The 16,680-nt window shown below is 47.6% G+C and carries 11 protein-coding genes; 2 read left to right on the top strand and 9 right to left on the bottom strand.

What is annotated here, in order from left to right; all coding sequences use genetic code 11:
• Nucleotides 1–135 precede the first annotated feature (135 nt).
• Nucleotides 136–1,044 carry a dihydrodipicolinate synthase family protein gene (locus tag AXFE_RS11155; protein WP_052605937.1) on the top strand — a complete coding sequence of 303 codons (909 nt, stop codon included), beginning with the start codon at nt 136–138 and terminating at the stop codon, nt 1,042–1,044.
• Here the strand turns inward: AXFE_RS11155 and AXFE_RS11160 are convergent.
• The gene (locus tag AXFE_RS11160; RefSeq protein ID WP_052605938.1) at nt 1,041–2,081 is read right to left on the bottom strand and encodes an Ldh family oxidoreductase; all 1,041 of its coding nucleotides are present in this window, start codon (nt 2,079–2,081) and stop codon (nt 1,041–1,043) included. The two genes, AXFE_RS11155 and AXFE_RS11160, sit on opposite strands and share 4 nt — an antisense overlap.
• Before the next feature lie 158 nt (nt 2,082–2,239).
• Here AXFE_RS11160 and AXFE_RS11165 point away from each other — a divergent pair, with 158 nt between their 5' ends.
• Nucleotides 2,240–3,235 (top strand): hydroxyacid dehydrogenase, encoded by a 996-nt coding sequence (locus AXFE_RS11165; RefSeq protein WP_052605939.1) that lies wholly within the window; start codon nt 2,240–2,242, stop codon nt 3,233–3,235.
• Nucleotides 3,236–3,308: 73 nt separating this feature from the next.
• Here the strand turns inward: AXFE_RS11165 and AXFE_RS20035 are convergent, their stop codons facing one another.
• The 8 genes from AXFE_RS20035 to AXFE_RS11205 form a co-directional block, all read right to left on the bottom strand.
• A complete protein-coding gene (locus tag AXFE_RS20035) occupies nt 3,309–3,455 on the bottom strand; it encodes a hypothetical protein (RefSeq protein WP_160291835.1) in 147 nt (48 codons plus the stop codon).
• Between the two features lie 20 nt (nt 3,456–3,475).
• The gene (locus AXFE_RS11170) at nt 3,476–4,852 is read right to left on the bottom strand and encodes an ABC transporter substrate-binding protein (RefSeq protein WP_052605940.1); all 1,377 of its coding nucleotides are present in this window, start codon (nt 4,850–4,852) and stop codon (nt 3,476–3,478) included.
• A gap of 214 nt (nt 4,853–5,066) precedes the next feature.
• Nucleotides 5,067–7,481: a glycoside hydrolase family 31 protein gene (locus AXFE_RS11175; protein ID WP_052605941.1), complete on the bottom strand. Its 2,415-nt coding sequence runs from the start codon at nt 7,479–7,481 to the stop codon at nt 5,067–5,069.
• Nucleotides 7,481–8,380: a carbohydrate ABC transporter permease gene (locus AXFE_RS11180; RefSeq protein ID WP_160291836.1), complete on the bottom strand. Its 900-nt coding sequence runs from the start codon at nt 8,378–8,380 to the stop codon at nt 7,481–7,483. The genes AXFE_RS11175 and AXFE_RS11180 overlap by 1 nt, the downstream gene beginning before the upstream one ends.
• A gap of 26 nt (nt 8,381–8,406) precedes the next feature.
• On the bottom strand, nt 8,407–9,363 hold the full coding sequence (locus AXFE_RS11185; protein ID WP_052605943.1) for a carbohydrate ABC transporter permease: 957 nt from the start codon (nt 9,361–9,363) through the stop codon (nt 8,407–8,409).
• Between the two features lie 1,420 nt (nt 9,364–10,783).
• The gene (locus AXFE_RS11190; RefSeq protein WP_152626046.1) at nt 10,784–11,365 is read right to left on the bottom strand and encodes a signal peptidase I; all 582 of its coding nucleotides are present in this window, start codon (nt 11,363–11,365) and stop codon (nt 10,784–10,786) included.
• Nucleotides 11,366–11,785: 420 nt separating this feature from the next.
• On the bottom strand, nt 11,786–12,391 hold the full coding sequence (locus AXFE_RS11200; RefSeq protein ID WP_052605946.1) for a hypothetical protein: 606 nt from the start codon (nt 12,389–12,391) through the stop codon (nt 11,786–11,788).
• A gap of 1,448 nt (nt 12,392–13,839) precedes the next feature.
• Nucleotides 13,840–15,951: a DEAD/DEAH box helicase gene (locus tag AXFE_RS11205; protein ID WP_052605947.1), complete on the bottom strand. Its 2,112-nt coding sequence runs from the start codon at nt 15,949–15,951 to the stop codon at nt 13,840–13,842.
• Between the last annotated feature and the right edge of the window lie 729 nt (nt 15,952–16,680).

A 16,680-nucleotide genomic window follows, 5' to 3' on the forward strand; every position in this document is an offset into this window, starting at 1 on the left:
CAATTAGAAAGAGTTGGCTTTTTGAAAGTTAGGCGAGCTTATTCGATAGGGCGTGGGTTTGATGTGGTGTGAGATGACGGACCTAACTTGCACAGGTGGCGAACGAAATTTGTTTAAGAAAAGGAATTTGATCAGGTGAAGCAATTAAAAAAGGCGCCCGAGGGCGTTTTGGGAGCCTTGGCTACCCCGTTGAATTTAGATGGAACTATAGACTACGACTCGCTTGAGAGTCTTGTGGCTCACATGGTGAGCGGAGGCGCAGATGGAATCTGTCCGGTTGGTTCAACCGGAGAGGGACCCCTGCTTGACCGTCAGGATCGCATTGGTGTGACCCGCCACGTAAGGGCACAAATTGGCCAAGAGCTTCACCTCATCCCTGCTACCGTTAGTGTTACGCCTGGTGATGTAATGGCCGATTTGGCTGCATACCACGAAGTCGGTGCAACTAGTGCTTTGGTGCCACCCCCGTTTTACTATCCCTTAGATGCAAATGCTACCAAAGACTTCTTCCTTAGGGTGGCAGACGAGTCGCCGCTTCCAATAGTGATCTATAACATCCCTCAAATGACCAAGGTAGCTGTAGCTCCAGTGATCGTTGGTGAGCTGGCGAGGCATGAAAACATTATCGGAATCAAGGATTCAAGTAGGGACTTTGAATACTTTTCTAGCGTTTGTGATCAGGTGACTTTGCTAGAGCCGGAGAACTTTAGTGTCCTAACAGGCTCTGATACCATGCTTAGTGCATGTAACTTGGTGGGTGGTTCTGGGACAATTGCTGCATCGGTTAATTTGGTGCCAAGATTGGTGGTAGATCTTCATCTAGCTAGTAAGAGTGGTGACCTAGACAAGGCTCGCATAGATCAGGCACGACTACTTAGAATCGTCCAAGCCTGTCGAGTCCCGGGTTTTCCGGCAGGGTGGAAGGCGGCCCTTTCGCTCATGGGCCTTTGTGGAGCGACGCCCGCCAAGCCAGCTAGGACGGCCCAGGATCAGCAAATTGAGACCTTGAGAGTCGCCCTAGTGGCTCTTGGAGTGCTTGACTAGAGAGCTAGTTCCCAACTCGGTGGCAACTCGATATTTGCTGTTTTTGCCATTTGGACTATCTCTTTTGCCACCGAGTCCGCGATTTGGATCTTTGTCTGTGGCGTTATCTCATTGGGTAGTGGTCGACCCGCACCAGGAAGGCGTCCGTTGGAGGATACAACTTGATGAGCCATCTCATTTAGGCGTTCGGTTGAGGAGCTATCTATCCCAAAGGCACTTGGATCGATCGCCATGAGCAGGTGACTCAATCGTTGCGGAGTAGCTATGGCATCCAAAGAGAGCGGATCAGCGACCTGTGTTGAGAGGGATGGCCCGACTAGACCGCCAGTGAGTGCCTCGACCATCAAAGCTAACGCAAAGCCCTTGGCTCCAGCCATTGGAGCCAACATCCCATTTAGCGCTATCTTGGGATCGTTTGTGGGGATCCCGTTGGAATCGAAGGCCCAGCCATCTGGGATCTCTTCGTCGGCGGCTGCTGCTTGGGCGATTCTACCTCGTGCGACAGTTGAGGTTGCCATGTCGATAATGGTTGGTCGTGGCTGACTTGGAATTCCAGCAGCTAGGGGGCTAGTCGAAAGGAGTGGTCGATTTCCATCCCATGCCGGCATGACAGCTGGACCGTTTGTGAAAGCCAATCCAATCAGCCCTTGCTCTAACATCTCTAAAACATATAGTCCCAAGACGCCACAGTGGTTGGAGTCGGCGACTGAGACGACTCCAACACCATATCTTTGTGCTCGCTGGGTGGCTAGAACGCTAGCTCGATGGGCTTGGAAGTGGCCCATCCCACCATGGCCATCGAGAGCAAGGACGGCTCCAGTCTCTTTTATCACGCTAAGTTCCGCCTTAGCGTTGATTCCGCCTGCTTTGAGACGCCTAAGGTAGTGGGGGAGGCGGAGCAATCCATGAGAGCCGCGACCCCAGGCGTCCGCCATAGTTATCTCATGTGAGGATCGTTCTGCCACCTCTGGACTTAATCCATATTCGCATAGAAGTGCTTTGGCGACCGATTGTGACTCGGAAAAATTTGATTGCATTTTACCCCCGGGGTATGGTAATTATTTGTGGTTTAATCCTAGCAGTGGTAAGACCAATTGGCCAAAATTGACGATTAGCATAGAGATAGGAATAGACCAGCTCTCTAGGGCATCAGATGAAAACCCCTTGGAGTGCAATTGAATAAGGAGTTATCGCCTTGAATGAGAAGTCGCAAGAGTCGACGTCATCGCTACCCATGGACGTCTTGGTGGTTGAAGACGTTTGGGGTAGTGCATTTGATGAGATTGGTCAGAGACTAACCATCACCTACTTGCCTCAACTTTGGGAGGATGATTCGGCCCTTAAAGACTACATTGGCAACGTCAGAGCGCTGGTAATTCGCAATAGGACCCAAGTTACTAGAGACCTCCTAGCTGCCGCTCCAATGTTAGAGGTCATCGCCAGAGCTGGTGTCGGTCTCGACAATATCGACCTTGTTGCAGCTAATGAGGCAGGTGTTGTTGTGGTAGCTGCCCTGGGAGCAAATGCCACAAGTGTAGGTGAACACGCCGTTGGTATGGCCTTTGCCTTTTCCAAAAACCTTATCAGCCAAGATCTCAAGACAAAAGAGGGAGGTTGGGATAGGCGCCTTGGCTTTGAACTTCAAGATCGATCTTGGGGGGTTATCGGCCTTGGAGCCACCGGACGCGAGACGGCTCGAATTGCCCATGCTATTGGCATGAAAGTCTATGGCTATGATCCAAATATCCCAATCGATAGATTCATCGAGGGCGTTGACACAAGGGTAGATACTATCGAAGAAACGCTCGCCTCGTGTGATTTCATCTCATTACATGTCCCCCTTACCCCAGGGACTTCAAAGATGGTTAGTTCTGGCTTTTTATCTAAGATGCGGAGGGGCTCTTATCTGATCAATTCATCAAGAGGTGGCTTGGTAGATGAGGATGCTCTTCTTGAAGCCCTTGACAACGACCATTTAGCTGGGGCAGCCCTAGATGTTCGAGTTAGTGAGCCTCCTGCTTTGCATCCTTTGAATTCCCATGCCAAAGTGATTCATTCACCTCATGTGGCGGGGTTGACCTATGAGTCGCAAGATCGAATCACTGAGATCTTGGCCTTTGAGATTGATACTGTTCTTGGAGGAGAACCAGCGACGATGAATGTAGGAATTCACCAGATCGCCAATAGATAAACCTAGTATCTCGATCTTTCATCTTTAGATAATTAGAGAGATCCTATTTGTATAGCCCCCTTGATTCCCCTGTCTAGGCTGGGGAATCAAGGGGGTATTTTCTCTGTGCCAAGGTTCGCTGTGTGCCAAGGTTCGCTTTATAAAAGATCTCATCCATAACAAAGACTCCCCAGTTCGCAACCTTTTGGACGCGTAACTGGGGAGTCTTTGGGGGTGTCACCGTGAGGGGGAACTTATTTGTTAGGCGACTACTGCGCTAGCTACTGCTGCTTGCATCGCTGCGAGTCCTGCTGAGACCGAAGATTGGTTCGCCATTACCGAGTTGAGCGGAGCTTGTAGCGTAGCTGAGACCGCAGGGTAGTTTTGAATCGATGGACGGGCTTTAGCACTTGCAAGAATCGTAGGTAGATTCTTTAGATTTGGTGATTTGAGCACTAGTTGTGTATCGGTCTGAACATCTTTTCGAGCAGATAAAAGGCCAGCTCCGGAGGTGAGCTGAATCTGCTGGGCTTGGGAGGTTAGATACTGGATTACTCTCCAAGCCGCCTCTGGTCGAGCTGACTTAGCGTTGATGCTATACATCCAGCCACCGGTGCAGCCATGGCCGCTTCCATTGGTCAGACCAGGAAGAGGAGCATTATTGACCTTACCAGGTACCTTGGATTGCGTTGGACTATTGGCCAGCGTATAGGCATAAGTCCAGTTTCTCATAAAGAGAGCATTACCATTTTGCATCAATACCAAAGCATCGTTTGGCTTCATTGTAGAGGTTCCAGGAGGCGAAATCTTGGTAGTATAGACGGTGTCATAGAGAAACTGTAGCGACTTATTCCCGGCTGGAGTATTTAGGGTAACCTTGGATCCGGAGGAGATTTCTCCGCCGTAACCCCAGGTGTACTCACAGAATTCATCGACAATAGCCTCAATCTGTGCGCCTTCCCAGACGTAACCCCAGAAGTTAGGATTGGTTGCCCTTTCGGCAGTTTGAATCTTTTGTGAAATTCGAACTAGTTCCGCGTAGGTCGTCGGAACGGTCTCATTGTACTTTGTCAATAGATCGGTTCGGTAGTAGAGCTGGCCGACATCGATCGATTGTGGAATTGCATAGAGCTTACCCTTATACTTGCCTATATTTAGAGCAGTTGGGATAAATGCCGATTGGAATGCCGCACTTGCATATTGATCAAGTGGTGCAACCCATCCCGCTGCAGCGAAGGTACCTGGGTAGGTAACGTCCATCGTCAATATGTCCGGAGTAGATGCCCCACCAGCTAAAGCCGTTACGTATTGATTATAGACGTCGTTGGTCACTGGCGGGATTGTCTGGAAGGTCACAGGAGTCTCTGGGTTGGCATTGTTCCACTGATTGATCAAAATAGTGGTGGTCCCTGAGTTATCCTGAGGACCTGCAATGACAATCGGTCCAGTCTGGCGCGCTGGTGCACCTGAAGTTGTGGTTCCAGCAGCTGCAGCGGCAGTTGTGGTACTCGATGAGGTTCCACTACCGCAAGCTGCTAAAACTGCGCCACCAACGGCCGCTACTCCAAAGCCAAGAAATTTTCGCCTTCCAATTCCTCCATCTGAGATTATCTCATTGCCTTCAGTTTCTGAACCCATCGTTTGGCTCCCTTTCCCCCGTGCAGGTGCACATATTCACTAAATCGCGAGATTTCCCACATCGATAGTGAAGTTTATAAACTAAGCAGTGGCCTGTCCACTGACCAGTTATTCTAACAGTTCTTTACATGTATGTCAAGTATTGAAGTGGTTGCGAAGATAGATATGTGCTATATGACTCTAGTTGATATCTATCCATCTCATAACTGTCCAACTAGTGTTGGTGAATCAGTTGGATCTCTAGATGCACTACTGTCCCATCAGTTTTATGCAGATGGGCCTGAGTAGTCCTAGGCATTGGTTCGTCACAGATGAGCTTTGGCGCGGTCCCAAGCTCTGGGTTTGATGGAATATAGCGGTATCTAAATTCGTGACCTTCTTGGTAGATGGTGCTCTCACATTGAGGGCTTTCCCAAATCTCGATCTCCCAAGTATCGCTTGGGATCTCTCCGGTGTGTTGGCCTAGGGGTCCGAATGCTATGGCTGCGCCGCTTCGTACAAAGATGGGAATCTTGTCCAGCGGAACCTCCATCTCAAATTTCTTTGGACCAAGGTGCGACTCTCCACTCCAAAAATCTGACCAATGCCCAGATGGAAGTACCACCTCGACCGTTGCAGTTGGTGCGTCGTTTGAGAGGACTGCGACAACCAGAAGGTTTGATCCGATTAGAAATTCATGTTCAACTCGATAGAGGTCTAGATTTGTCTCGTCGGCGAAGATAAGTGGCCTTAGCATTGGCCACCCGAACTTTTCGCCTTCGAATGCCGCACTGATCAAGTTGGGAATAAGTTGATATCGAAGGTTTACAAAGCGTCTTACGATATCGCAGGCTTCTTCTCCAAAGTGCCATGGTTCTCTAGGCGTGAGACCGTGAAAGCGAGTTAAGGGAGATAGGGATCCAACCTGTGCCCATCTTATATATAGCTCCTTAGAGGGACCCATTCCATAGAAGCCGCCGACGTCATGTGACCACATTCCTGGAGCAGATAGTGCCCAGCTCAAACCACCCCTTAGGCTATTAGCGAGGCCGGCAAAGCTTGCTTCTGGATCTCCGCCCCACTGAGCTGGATAGCGCTGGGAAGATGCCCATCCACTACGACTCCAGACCAATGGGTTTGAGTCACGCTCTTCATCGATAGCCTCAGATACAGTGCGTGAATACCAAAACGGGTAGAGGTTGCGCCAATTTCTACCCGTCCTCCCGTCTGACATTAAAGCAGAGTTGGGAAGTCCTTCGCCGAAGTCACACTTGAGAACTGAGACACCAAGTGCAAGTAACTCCTTGTTCTTTTCTTTCCACCATTGGCGTGCGGCGGGATTTGAAAAGTCTAAAAGGCGTCTAGGTCGACCGTCTCTGGAGAAGGTTCGATCGACTTTGGCAGGTGCGCCACTAGAGTCGCGGACCAAGTACCCATTTTCTTTGGCTTCGGCGGTAATGGGTGATGCTTCATCTAGGTAGGGGAGTTCCCATAGTGAGATGTGAAAGCCTTCCTCCAAAAGAGTCGCCATCATCTCCTTGGGATCTGGATACTTCTCCTGCGACCAGATAAAGTCACAATTCAATCGGTCTAAAACAAGCCAGTCGGGGTCAATGTGCAAGACGTCGCATGGGATCTGATGGTCTCTCATCCCATGGGCTGCTTCCTCGAGAGAAGCTCGATTTGGATAACGACATCTAGACATCCATAGGCCAAATGCCCATCGAGGTGGGACTCGCATGCGACCAGTTAGTTCGGTGTAGAGGCTAAGGCGACTTGGCAGATCGACGCCAGCTATCAAAAAGAGATCAAGGCGGGCCTCCTCATTTGCCACCTTAAGAACGCTTGGATATGGATTTCCAACGTCGACTTTCATCGGTCCGGGGCCATGAACAAAGGCGCTATAGCCCCTTGAGGAGTGAAAGATCGGAGCTGGTTTATAGACGAGCCCCGTCCCAACCCCTAGGCCATCGTTGGCTATTAACTCGAATGAGGCGCCATTGTGGATAAAGGGTGTGAACTGCTCGCCAAGGCCGACTATGTATTCGCTGGGTTGAATTTCAAGCGAGAAGGTCGATGCGTTATCGCTAAAGCCGATGGTGGGTTCGAATGGAAAGCCAGCTACTTGACGGCGATTGCCACCGCCCATGGTCACTACGTTTCCAGATAGGTCGAGAAGTTCGAAGCTAAAGGGTTCTTTGGTAAGGCGCAAAGTTAGCTGGGTTGTCGAGATGTCTAAGTGGGTGCCGGTCTCGACAAGTGTAACTGGTACGAGCTGCGGTAGTCGATCTATGAGAATCCCAAATTCTATACCATCGTGGTCATTTGTCTTGAGATGGTCAGGGACCATTGTGATTCGGATGGTATTTGGGCTATATGCACGAATATAGAGGCTCGCGCTTGCTCTTACCGTGGGGTCTGGTGCGTCGTCATCTGAATTGATGCTCGGAGCATTTGGCAGTAGTGATTCGAGTCCCTGCTTGTTTGGGGGCTCCGAGGTTATGATTCCTGCAACGCTTCCTAATGGTTGGTAACTTACGGCCCCGAGACGTAGCTGGACGCCACTGGCATCTTGGCTATAGCTCTCGATCGTTCTGATCAAAAAGTCGCCCTCGAGCTCTTTGGTATCTAATCTCTCAACGTTGGTCATTACTTTACTGCTCCTAGTGTCATTCCACTTATTAGACGCTTTTGAAAGACTGAGACTGCTAATGCGACGGGAACGAGTGCCAAAACCGTTGCGGCTGAGATAATTCCCCATGGGAAGGTATATTGGCCAGGATACAAAGCGATACCTACTGGAAGGGTTCGCATTGAGTTGTTGGTCATGAAAGTTAGAGCTAAGAGAAATTCATTCCAGTCGCCGGCGAAGATGATAAGGCCCGCTGTGACGATTCCAGGTACCGAGACCCTCAAGATGATCTTAAAGAAGGCGCCAAAATAGCCAAGACCATCGACCATTGCCGCCTCTTCAAGCTCCTTGGGGAGGTCTTGAAGGTAGGCATTCATTAGCCATACGCAGATTGGAAGGCTCAAAAAGGTATAGGGGATGATAAGAGCCCAATAGGTATTTAGGAGGTTGAAGTGGCGGAATAGGTTAAAGAGTGGAACGACAAGCGTTATAGGTGGCAGGAATGAAAATGCAAGGATGACCAGCAAGATCACCTTTTTAAATCTAAATCGTAGACGCGCTATTGCATATCCAGCAAAGGTACCTAAGATCAGGCTTGCCAAGGTGGCAGTTACGCTGACGACTAGGGAATTTATGTAGTAGCGACCAAAGGGTGCCTGGCCAAGGGCCGTTCGGTAGCTACCCAGTGTCAGCGATGATGGTATCAAGGTGACCGGCTGAGTTGTCAACTGGGCCTGTGGCTTTAGGGATGTTATCAGGATCCAAAGGACTGGAAAGAGGGCGTAGAAGCCTAGAACTATTGCACTAGCGTTGAATAGGCCCATTCGAGCTTTCGCCCACGCTCCTCTTTTTGATCGACGAACTGGGCCACTTTTATAGGCCCGCTTAGAGATCTTTTGATTTGGTATCTTTGTCATTGACATCTATTTGCTCAATTCGCTCTTTAACCCAGGGACTCTGGGCGGTATAGGACTTTTACATATAGGAATGCAAAGGCCGAGATCATGATCGCAAGGATAACCCCCATTGCAGAACCATATCCGAAGTTGAGGCCCTGTATTGCTTGTTGGTATAGGTAAAGTGGAAGGTTCAAAGTTGAGTAGCCTGGTCCTCCTAGGGTGAGGCCATAGATTATGTCGAATGCTTGAAGGGCTTCAACGGTACGAAGTACTAGAACAACCAAGATGGTGGGGCGCAACATCGGCATTGTAATCCTGGTGAACCTTTGCCAAGCGGTGGCACCATCGACATCTGCCGCCTCATAGACAGAGGCAGGAATCGATTGAAGACCGGCCAAGAATACTAAGGCTGCAAATGAGTTGACCTTCCAGATCGCCACGAGAAAGAGGGCGATTACCGCTAACGTAGGTGAACCAAGCCAGACAAAAGAGTGTGGTAATCCAAGGCGTTGTAGTACTCCGTTGAATAGTCCATAGTTGGGGTCGTACATAAAGCGCCATACAACTGCGGTGATAACTGTCGGCATCATCCACGGAAAGAGCAGGGCTGCTCGAAATAGACCGCGACCTCGAAACTCTCGATTAGCCATAAGTGCTACTCCAAGGCCTACCAAAGTTTGGCCAAGCACGCTCAAAATCGCATAAAAGAGGGTGAATTTGAGGGCCAACCAAAAGACATGGTCGTGGATCAATTGAGTGTAGTTAGAGAGGGTAAAGTTATGTTGAAGTGGGTCAGTTAGAATATAGTGCTGGAATGACCATGTAATAGTCTGAAGCGATGGATACAACAAGATCGCACAGAGTCCAAGAATTGTAGGGAGAATAAGCCAAAAGGCAAATCTTCGCTCCCTAGCACCGAGACTTTTTCCTCGCTTTTTTTTGCCGCTACTTACCATGGAACCAGACAAAGTCCTGGGTTCACTACGAGTAATTTCTTTCAACGATTCCCCTCCTACCATAAACCGCATTTTTTATGATGCGGTTAGGCAACCGCGTTGTTGATCTTGTTTTATGATCAATTAGAGGTTATCATCCAGCGGAGTTCGATCTTGACCTCCGTTGGTATGACCTCTGTCCTTTGAGCATAGACGAATCATGGTTCACTGTCAAACGACTTTGGCTTGGTTCGTGGAATTTATCATTGAGATATTTGAAACCAGTTTGGGACATCACTAATGTTATGCCAAACCCTACCGGCAGGACGCTGATTTTTATGTTTTGAAAGATATGTTGTTATTTAACGGGTAGCCGGGTTTCGGTTGCATGCACTAAAATACCAGTGTTTGCGCTCAGAGGGTCCCTATCGGAATTCTGACCCTAAACGAACAGGTGAAGGAATTCTTTTGCTCGAGGATCGCCTCGATTGAGTGCCAGCTTGACATAGGCGATATCTGGAAATCGCTTTTGTACGACTGTCTGCCTAGTTGGTTCGAAATCGTCAGCAGGCTACGATTTCACCGAAGGTGTAATGATTCTGCGGAATCAGTAAAGAAAGATGCCTGTTGACTTTCACCTCAAACGTCTTTTTGATCCAGTAGCTCTTGGTTGCTTGCGACTTTCTGGCCATCGCTGTTGTTTGACTGGGCGGTCGAACCTAACCTAAGAGAGGTACCTCTTCGTAGAATTTGTTATGGCCAGTTCGCTAGATTGAAATATTGTTAGACGATGTTTTCTTGGGCGTATTTTGGGTCGTCGTTCAACTCTTTTAGGATCGTAGTGCTAGTTTTCTTTTGATAGGTAGCTTTTCTTTATTCTTCGGGCTATTTTTTTTGGACGGAACTATCATCGCTTCATCAAAGTTCTCACTCCAAATGCCTACTTGCTTTTCAAAGAGTCAGAGTTGCTGTGATACGTAGGGTCTCTGTCGAAACCGAGGGGTTGGGGACTTCTCTTAAGTCATTGGACCACCTCGCTAAAATCTTTGAACCATCTAGTTTTACATGATCAGCTTTCTTTGTAATGCCGTAAATTGCGAACTTCAAGGCTAGAACAGGTCGATGATGGTTGGATTAGGAAGAATTTTCTTGGCTAGCAATGGCGGCTCTCTCTAGATCGCCCGTATAGAAGGGTTTTAGGAATGATTGTTTGAAGTGCGAGTTATGGGCGATCTTTTCGGGGGCGTTGGCTAGCTTCGTGGCATGTTGGAACGAGAATCTTTTTGGTGAGCCTTGTTTAAAATGAAGTTGTTTGAATGAAGTTAGAAGAGTGCAGCAAATCTTTACAGGGTTCTAGCTTGAGTAAGGTTCACATTTTGGTAAAAGTTTCTGGAGCTATTCGATCTTTGTGGATATTTGTGAGGTATCAAAGTGGCCAAGTGTGATTGCTCAATTGATCTTTTTGCGATTTAACATCAATTTGTATCTACTCGTGAAGGGCCGATCTTCTTGTGGAGGAGTTTGAAATGAGGTTCATGTCTTCCATATAAAATTGAACTTTTGGTGTGGATTTTCTTCTTCCCTTTGCACTTCCCCATCCAAAGATAAGTAGTGCTGCCAGCAGTGTGACCTTCAATCCAGGACTTAGCTCTAGTTGTAGCCAGTAGAGTCCGTAGCTGGGGGAATTGAATATTACCTGAGGAAAACCAAGATAGGGTATGACGAGTACGACCTTACCTACGATGTTATTAAGGGTACGCGGTGGCACAAAGACGTCGATCTTATTTTGAGGATTGTCACCCTTGGTTACGATTTGGCCGTTGCTTCGAATTGCCACTATGCGGTGTATCCAAAGCAGCCCATTGCCATGGAATTCGACGACATCTCCTTTTTTGTAAGTGTTCTCGTGCGAGATGAAGACCATGGACCCAGGATTGATTGTTGGATACATCGATGGCGTGGTTATATATGCGTGAGGATAGAAAATAAACGCACCAATCAAGACGGCTACTCCGAAAAAAGACAGCCATTTCGTGATTTTCCATTGGGGCGTGTTCTCAATTTGCAACTTAGGACTTCCTGTCAAAGCAAAGGTATGAATTCTCGGGTCTTGCGCTCTTTTGGCTAGAGATAATTCGGTTCAAGACGAAATTATTTTGTCATTCGATCGCATCGACCTTGAAAGCGGAGGAATTTTGGATCTTGATAGGCAAAGTATTTGGCTTCTCTCTAACTTTTCGCCATAATGGTAGTTTGAAAGCGATTGAACTTAGGACTATCTCAGCCTTCTTGGTCGGGATGGAAAATTATCGATTTTCATCAGTGCGACTAGCTCTCCAGATGATGAATTTCGTCGATTGGAGAGCTAGTCTAGGTAGTCCCAACTAGCACCTAAACTGGAGTTGGTTAGGACTAATCAACCACTTTCATTACCCCCGGATGTTGACTCCGAAGGGCTGATGGCGTCGTAGGTAACTGTAGCAGCTGACTAAGCGGAAGGCGTAGCAGTGACGGTGTAAGGGATATGAACGGTTGCTCCGTACCATGCATTTTGGATTGCAGTGCTACCAGTTTCGGCTGCCAGCGAGAACTTCAAAGTCACGCTCAAAGAATTAGCCGTGCTTCCAGTGCTAGATGCGGGTAAGGTGGCAATGTGAAGCACATTATTCCCGGTATTGCCAGAAAGAAGCGATTTGTAACTTTCTGTAACCGTATTAGCTGAGTTCGTGCTAGTGGGGTCTGGGTAAGTAACCATGAGTTGGTCTAGGTTGTTGGTTGCGCTCGTGGTCCCAGTAGGCGTTCCAATGGTGACATCAAAGCTCTCTCGGGTGTTCCCTGTGTTCTTTAGAGTGATCGTCTCTGTGCAGGGATTTCCGGAATAAGTCGTCGTATTGCTTGGTGGAATTAAGCCGCTACAACTGAAGCTTCCGTTAGTTACCGCCTCTCCCACGGTCCCACCTGTGAAAGTTGCAGTCTGTGCTGAGTTGGCGGAGAATTGTGTATGGGCTGGCGCGCCCCCGAAAAGTGCAAATGCAGTGCCACCTGTAACTGCTAATACAGCTACTTTTCGTGCAAGATGATTAATAATAAACATTTAGCTACCCCTTTAAATAAATGGATGAGTGGGTGCCGGTTTCGCTATTCGCTACACAGAATTAGAGCGACCAATTATGTATACTGTGTAAATACTTCACCCATTAGAGATTATATCGAATATATATTACACATAGAGACAAATTACTGTGAAATTATTAAATTCAGTATTCTCGTAGTGTATTTTCCTAAATGCAACTTGGTAGAAGATAAAAGTGGAGATAAAAGTCTAATCATAGAATGATTAATCTGGACCCGGCAGGGGTGACATGAACTGTTATCCCGGGAGATCGAGGATTTTTCCGAAATTGAGATGGAGAAAATACGCGTCGAAATTTGAATGGTCATATGTTTGAAGTGCATGTTTCTCATAAAAAGGTAGCGATTTGATGAGAACAGGAGGATGGAACTCTGCTGCATTGGATAGACGCACTCGAGGATGATTTATCGATGTAGTGCCTGACATGCCAAATACTTGGACGGCACCCTTGCATATTAACAGTAATCCCACTTGCTAAATGGACGCTAAATGTTTGATATTTTAATCGTGTATTCATCAGAATTTGCTTGAATATTTATATAACGTATCAGTTCGATTTATTTAATTATTTATAAAGCTAGAACTAAGCATTTGAAATTTCATGTATTTGATTGAATATGCTATCCGAAAGTTTTCATCCATGGTATCTATCTTTAGTGCCGAGTTGACTTGTTTATTCTGAGAGTTCAAAAAATGACATTCGGATTGGGGTCGTACATAAAGCGCGTGGTGGTACTTTTAAATGCTTGTAGGCTATCTGCCAAAGTAAGATTCCTCGGCGCATGCTCAAAGTCGCACCTATTTATCATGCATACATTAGGTGTTTTGGCACGATCTGTTTTATTACTAAAGGGAACGCCCAGCGGGACTATGGGAGTTTGCCATTTTGGCGGCCCTATGTGGAGGTCGTTAATTGACGAGCGGTGAATGCACTTGAATGTATGTTGTGGTCCAAAGATTCTGCCAATGGTGGTCCAGAGAATCAAAATAGTCAGGCCAAAGCCTTGATCAATTTAGACTAACCCGTACCAATCTGTAACTGTAGGGTTGGGAGTCATATCTTTGACTAACGCTATTTTCTTGTATTTGCACTTTAAAATCAAGTGTTAAGTAAATATCAAGTTTTAGTTCGACCGCTTTGGGCCTGTATCTACGTTTCCTGGCGCCGGGAGATATAGTTTTCTGCTCGCAGCCAAGATTGGAGATAAAGCGAAGCCTTTTATGGGCAAGCATTTTTGATTAGTTCAGATGGTTTGTATCCTCCTAAAGATAAAAGCACTTTGTGATCATCTGGCTACACATGGCCACTGTTTGGAGCGAAGTGCGGGATATGGCGCCTCGGTACGATTCGAGACGCTCGTCGCTAATCCAAATGGCAATGGTTCTGGAATAATTCCCAGCTTTATTTGTCATGCTCTTCGATGAATCAGCATCGGCAAAACCATAGTTGCCCCTGCTTCGAGGATCTTGGCTGCGGCGATAGTGATGGGCCAGATCGATGATGTTGCATCTATGACTAAAAGCACTGATTTACCGGTCAAGGAAGTCTTTTCTTCGAGGGTCAATTGTATCTCGCCTTGCCATAGAGCTGCCTCTTGGGAAGAGGATGCATCGGGCGACAATTTAGGGATGACTAATTGGTTGAATTGAAATCTCTCTAGCTTTCCGACTCTGGCGATATGGTCTGCTAGGCCATCAGTCAGCGCCGGATAACCCCCGGCAGGTAGCGATGCAGCTATTTGGGGTCGAGATCTCCAGCTTGACTTCCATTCGACCATCGTGTCGATCGCTAATTTACAAAGTGTTTCACTTGGTCCTTGATCGATTCCAAATGCCTCGGTAAGTATCTCTTGCCATTGCGGTGAATCTGCAAAGATTAGGGTACGTCCAGCTTCTGGTAATAGATGGCTTGGAATTCTCCCTCGTTTTCCAAAGACTCCGCCTGGCCACATCTTTCGGGGTTCTAAGATCAGGGTTTGGCGCCTCAGAAATTGGGTAATGATAGAGATGGCCTCTGGACTCACCTCCATCGAAAGCGGCTCGGGTAGTTTTTTGATACAGACCGAGCATCTATTGCACGCCTTTGCTTCAGGATCGTCCAATGACTCCTGTAGGAGCTGCATTAGACAGCGCTCCTGTCGGGCATAGGCTTTCATGATTGCAGATTCGCGTCGCCTAGCTGAAATGATTTCATCGATATGAGATTGATCGAAGTCGTAGCCCTTATTGGTCGAGCGCCAACCTTTTTCGCTTCTTTCAACAGCCTCTGCTACATTCATCTGCTTTAGGAGGAGCTCGACCATGGAACGTCTAATTCCAGTCTCTGCCTCTAGGGCTGGTATCGTCATAGACTCTTGATTGGGAGATTCTTCGAGCGCCTTGAGGAGCTTTTCGATTTGATCACCCTTGGGAAGGTTTGATGTAGCAAAGTATTCCCAGAGCCTCTCATCACTCTTGGATGGCAGCAGAACCACCAATGCGTGTTCTATTGCTCGGCCAGCTCGTCCAATCTGCTGGTAGTAGGAGACAGGCGAAGAAGGCGATCCGACATTGATGACAAAGCTAAGATCGGCTTTGTCGTAACCCATTCCAAGTGCCGAGGTGGCAACTACGGCTTTTAGCCTGTTGTTGCGAAGGTCATCTTCGATGACTTCTCTCTCAGACGAGGGCATTTGGCCGTGGTAGGCCTCTATTTGAATGGTATCTTTATGTACAGCCCGAATGGAGTCACATAGTGCGATTGCATCCGAAACGGTCAGGACATATATTATCCCTGATCCAGGAAGTATCGGGAGATGATCTGCGACCCAAGCATATCTCTCGATAGGGGAGAGGTCATCTATAACGGCCAGTTGAAGACTTTTTCTGGCAAGTGGTCCACGCATGACCAAAGTGGAACTTCCCAACTGCTTTGCGATGTCACTTGTGACTCTTTGGTTAGCTGTTGCCGTAGTTGCCAAGATCGGGGTTGTAGGTTCTAGCGTGCTTAGGATCTTTGCAATTCGTTGATAATCGGGTCTAAAGTCATGGCCCCAATCTGAGATCGAGTGGGCTTCGTCGATCACTAAAAGTCCTATATCCTTTGCGAGTGCCGCCAGGACCCTCTTTGAGAAGGCTGGATTCGCGAGTCGTTCTGGAGAGACCAAGATAACGTCGACCCTGTTGTGGGTTATTTCGTCTTCAAGTTCGGGCCAAGTCTCACTATTGGAGGAGTTCAAGGTGATAGCTCGGAGGCCTGCTTTTTGTGCCGCTGAAACTTGATCTCTCATCAGCGATAGTAGGGGAGAGATCACAAGGCTAGGGCCGTGGTTGGCGGCCCGTATGATTGAGGTTGCAGCCCAGTAGACTGCAGATTTCCCCCATCCAGTCGCCTGAACCACTAAGACGCGCGCTCCTGGAGTGCAAAGGGAGGCTATGGCTGTAGTTTGGTCGTCGCGAAGGGTTGCATCTGGCCCAGCTAGCAGCTTTATGACTTGGGTAGCAATCTCTTTTTGTTGGGGGTTTAATTCAATTGGCACCATAGTGATGCTAGATCCATAATGAACTAGTTGAACCCTAATCAAAGTCTTTGGGATCGCTTGCGAACTTGAATCTCACCAGGAGATAGGGTTCCCGATTGGGTTTTACATTTTGAATATTACTTCGGTTGATTGCCTGCACGAGGAAGCGCCTTGTCGCTCAGAAGGTGCAGCAAGGTACTTTGGCAGTTTCGTTTTAGGTCAATTCCCATCTCGCGCTCGGATCGTTTTTTCTAAATGATTACCTGGTGTAGGATTCTTTTGCGGTTAGCCTTGTCGATCACATCGAATTGATACTTCAGCGTGATGAGTGGTTTGGCGGTGTGGTTCAATTAGATCTAAATAGCCCAGGAGTAATGGATTACGATCCGAGGCTGCAGATCGCCATGAAGCTTGGTGGCTCCAAATAGTAATTAACAATTTAAATCACCATTTGAAAATGCACCATGTAGACATAAGACGATTCTTGAGTCTCCTCCAGACCTAATTCAAGTCGGAGACGTTTTTCACCTATCACACGGGCATTATTTTGGCTTAGCATGGCCGGCTTTCCCCTTTGCAAGAAAACCCGGCTGATAATCTTCGCCCTTAAACAAATTGTGACGATGTAGAGTTCTTATTCAATTTTGAGCTTTAAACGGTTCCTGCCATTTTGGGGCCAATTGAGTTATGGACTCAATAGGGGAGCTTTGTCTATCTGAGGTAGATAATAGGTTTATGGACGTCCCCTAA

Origin of the sequence: Acidithrix ferrooxidans, assembly GCF_000949295.1 — a bacterium.
Taxonomy (GTDB): Bacteria; Actinomycetota; Acidimicrobiia; order Acidimicrobiales; family Acidimicrobiaceae; genus Acidithrix; species Acidithrix ferrooxidans.

Bases quoted from the DNA above. Each gene is read 5' to 3' on its own strand.
- AXFE_RS11170 (WP_052605940.1), bottom strand. From the start codon at position 4,852: ATGGGTTCAGAAACTGAAGGCAATGAGATAATCTCAGATGGAGGAATT.
- AXFE_RS11180 (WP_160291836.1), bottom strand. From the start codon at position 8,380: ATGACAAAGATACCAAATCAAAAGATCTCTAAGCGGGCCTATAAAAGT.
- AXFE_RS11160 (WP_052605938.1), bottom strand. From the start codon at position 2,081: ATGCAATCAAATTTTTCCGAGTCACAATCGGTCGCCAAAGCACTTCTA.
- AXFE_RS11200 (WP_052605946.1), bottom strand. From the start codon at position 12,391: ATGTTTATTATTAATCATCTTGCACGAAAAGTAGCTGTATTAGCAGTT.
- AXFE_RS11205 (WP_052605947.1), bottom strand. From the start codon at position 15,951: ATGGTGCCAATTGAATTAAACCCCCAACAAAAAGAGATTGCTACCCAA.
- AXFE_RS11175 (WP_052605941.1), bottom strand. From the start codon at position 7,481: ATGACCAACGTTGAGAGATTAGATACCAAAGAGCTCGAGGGCGACTTT.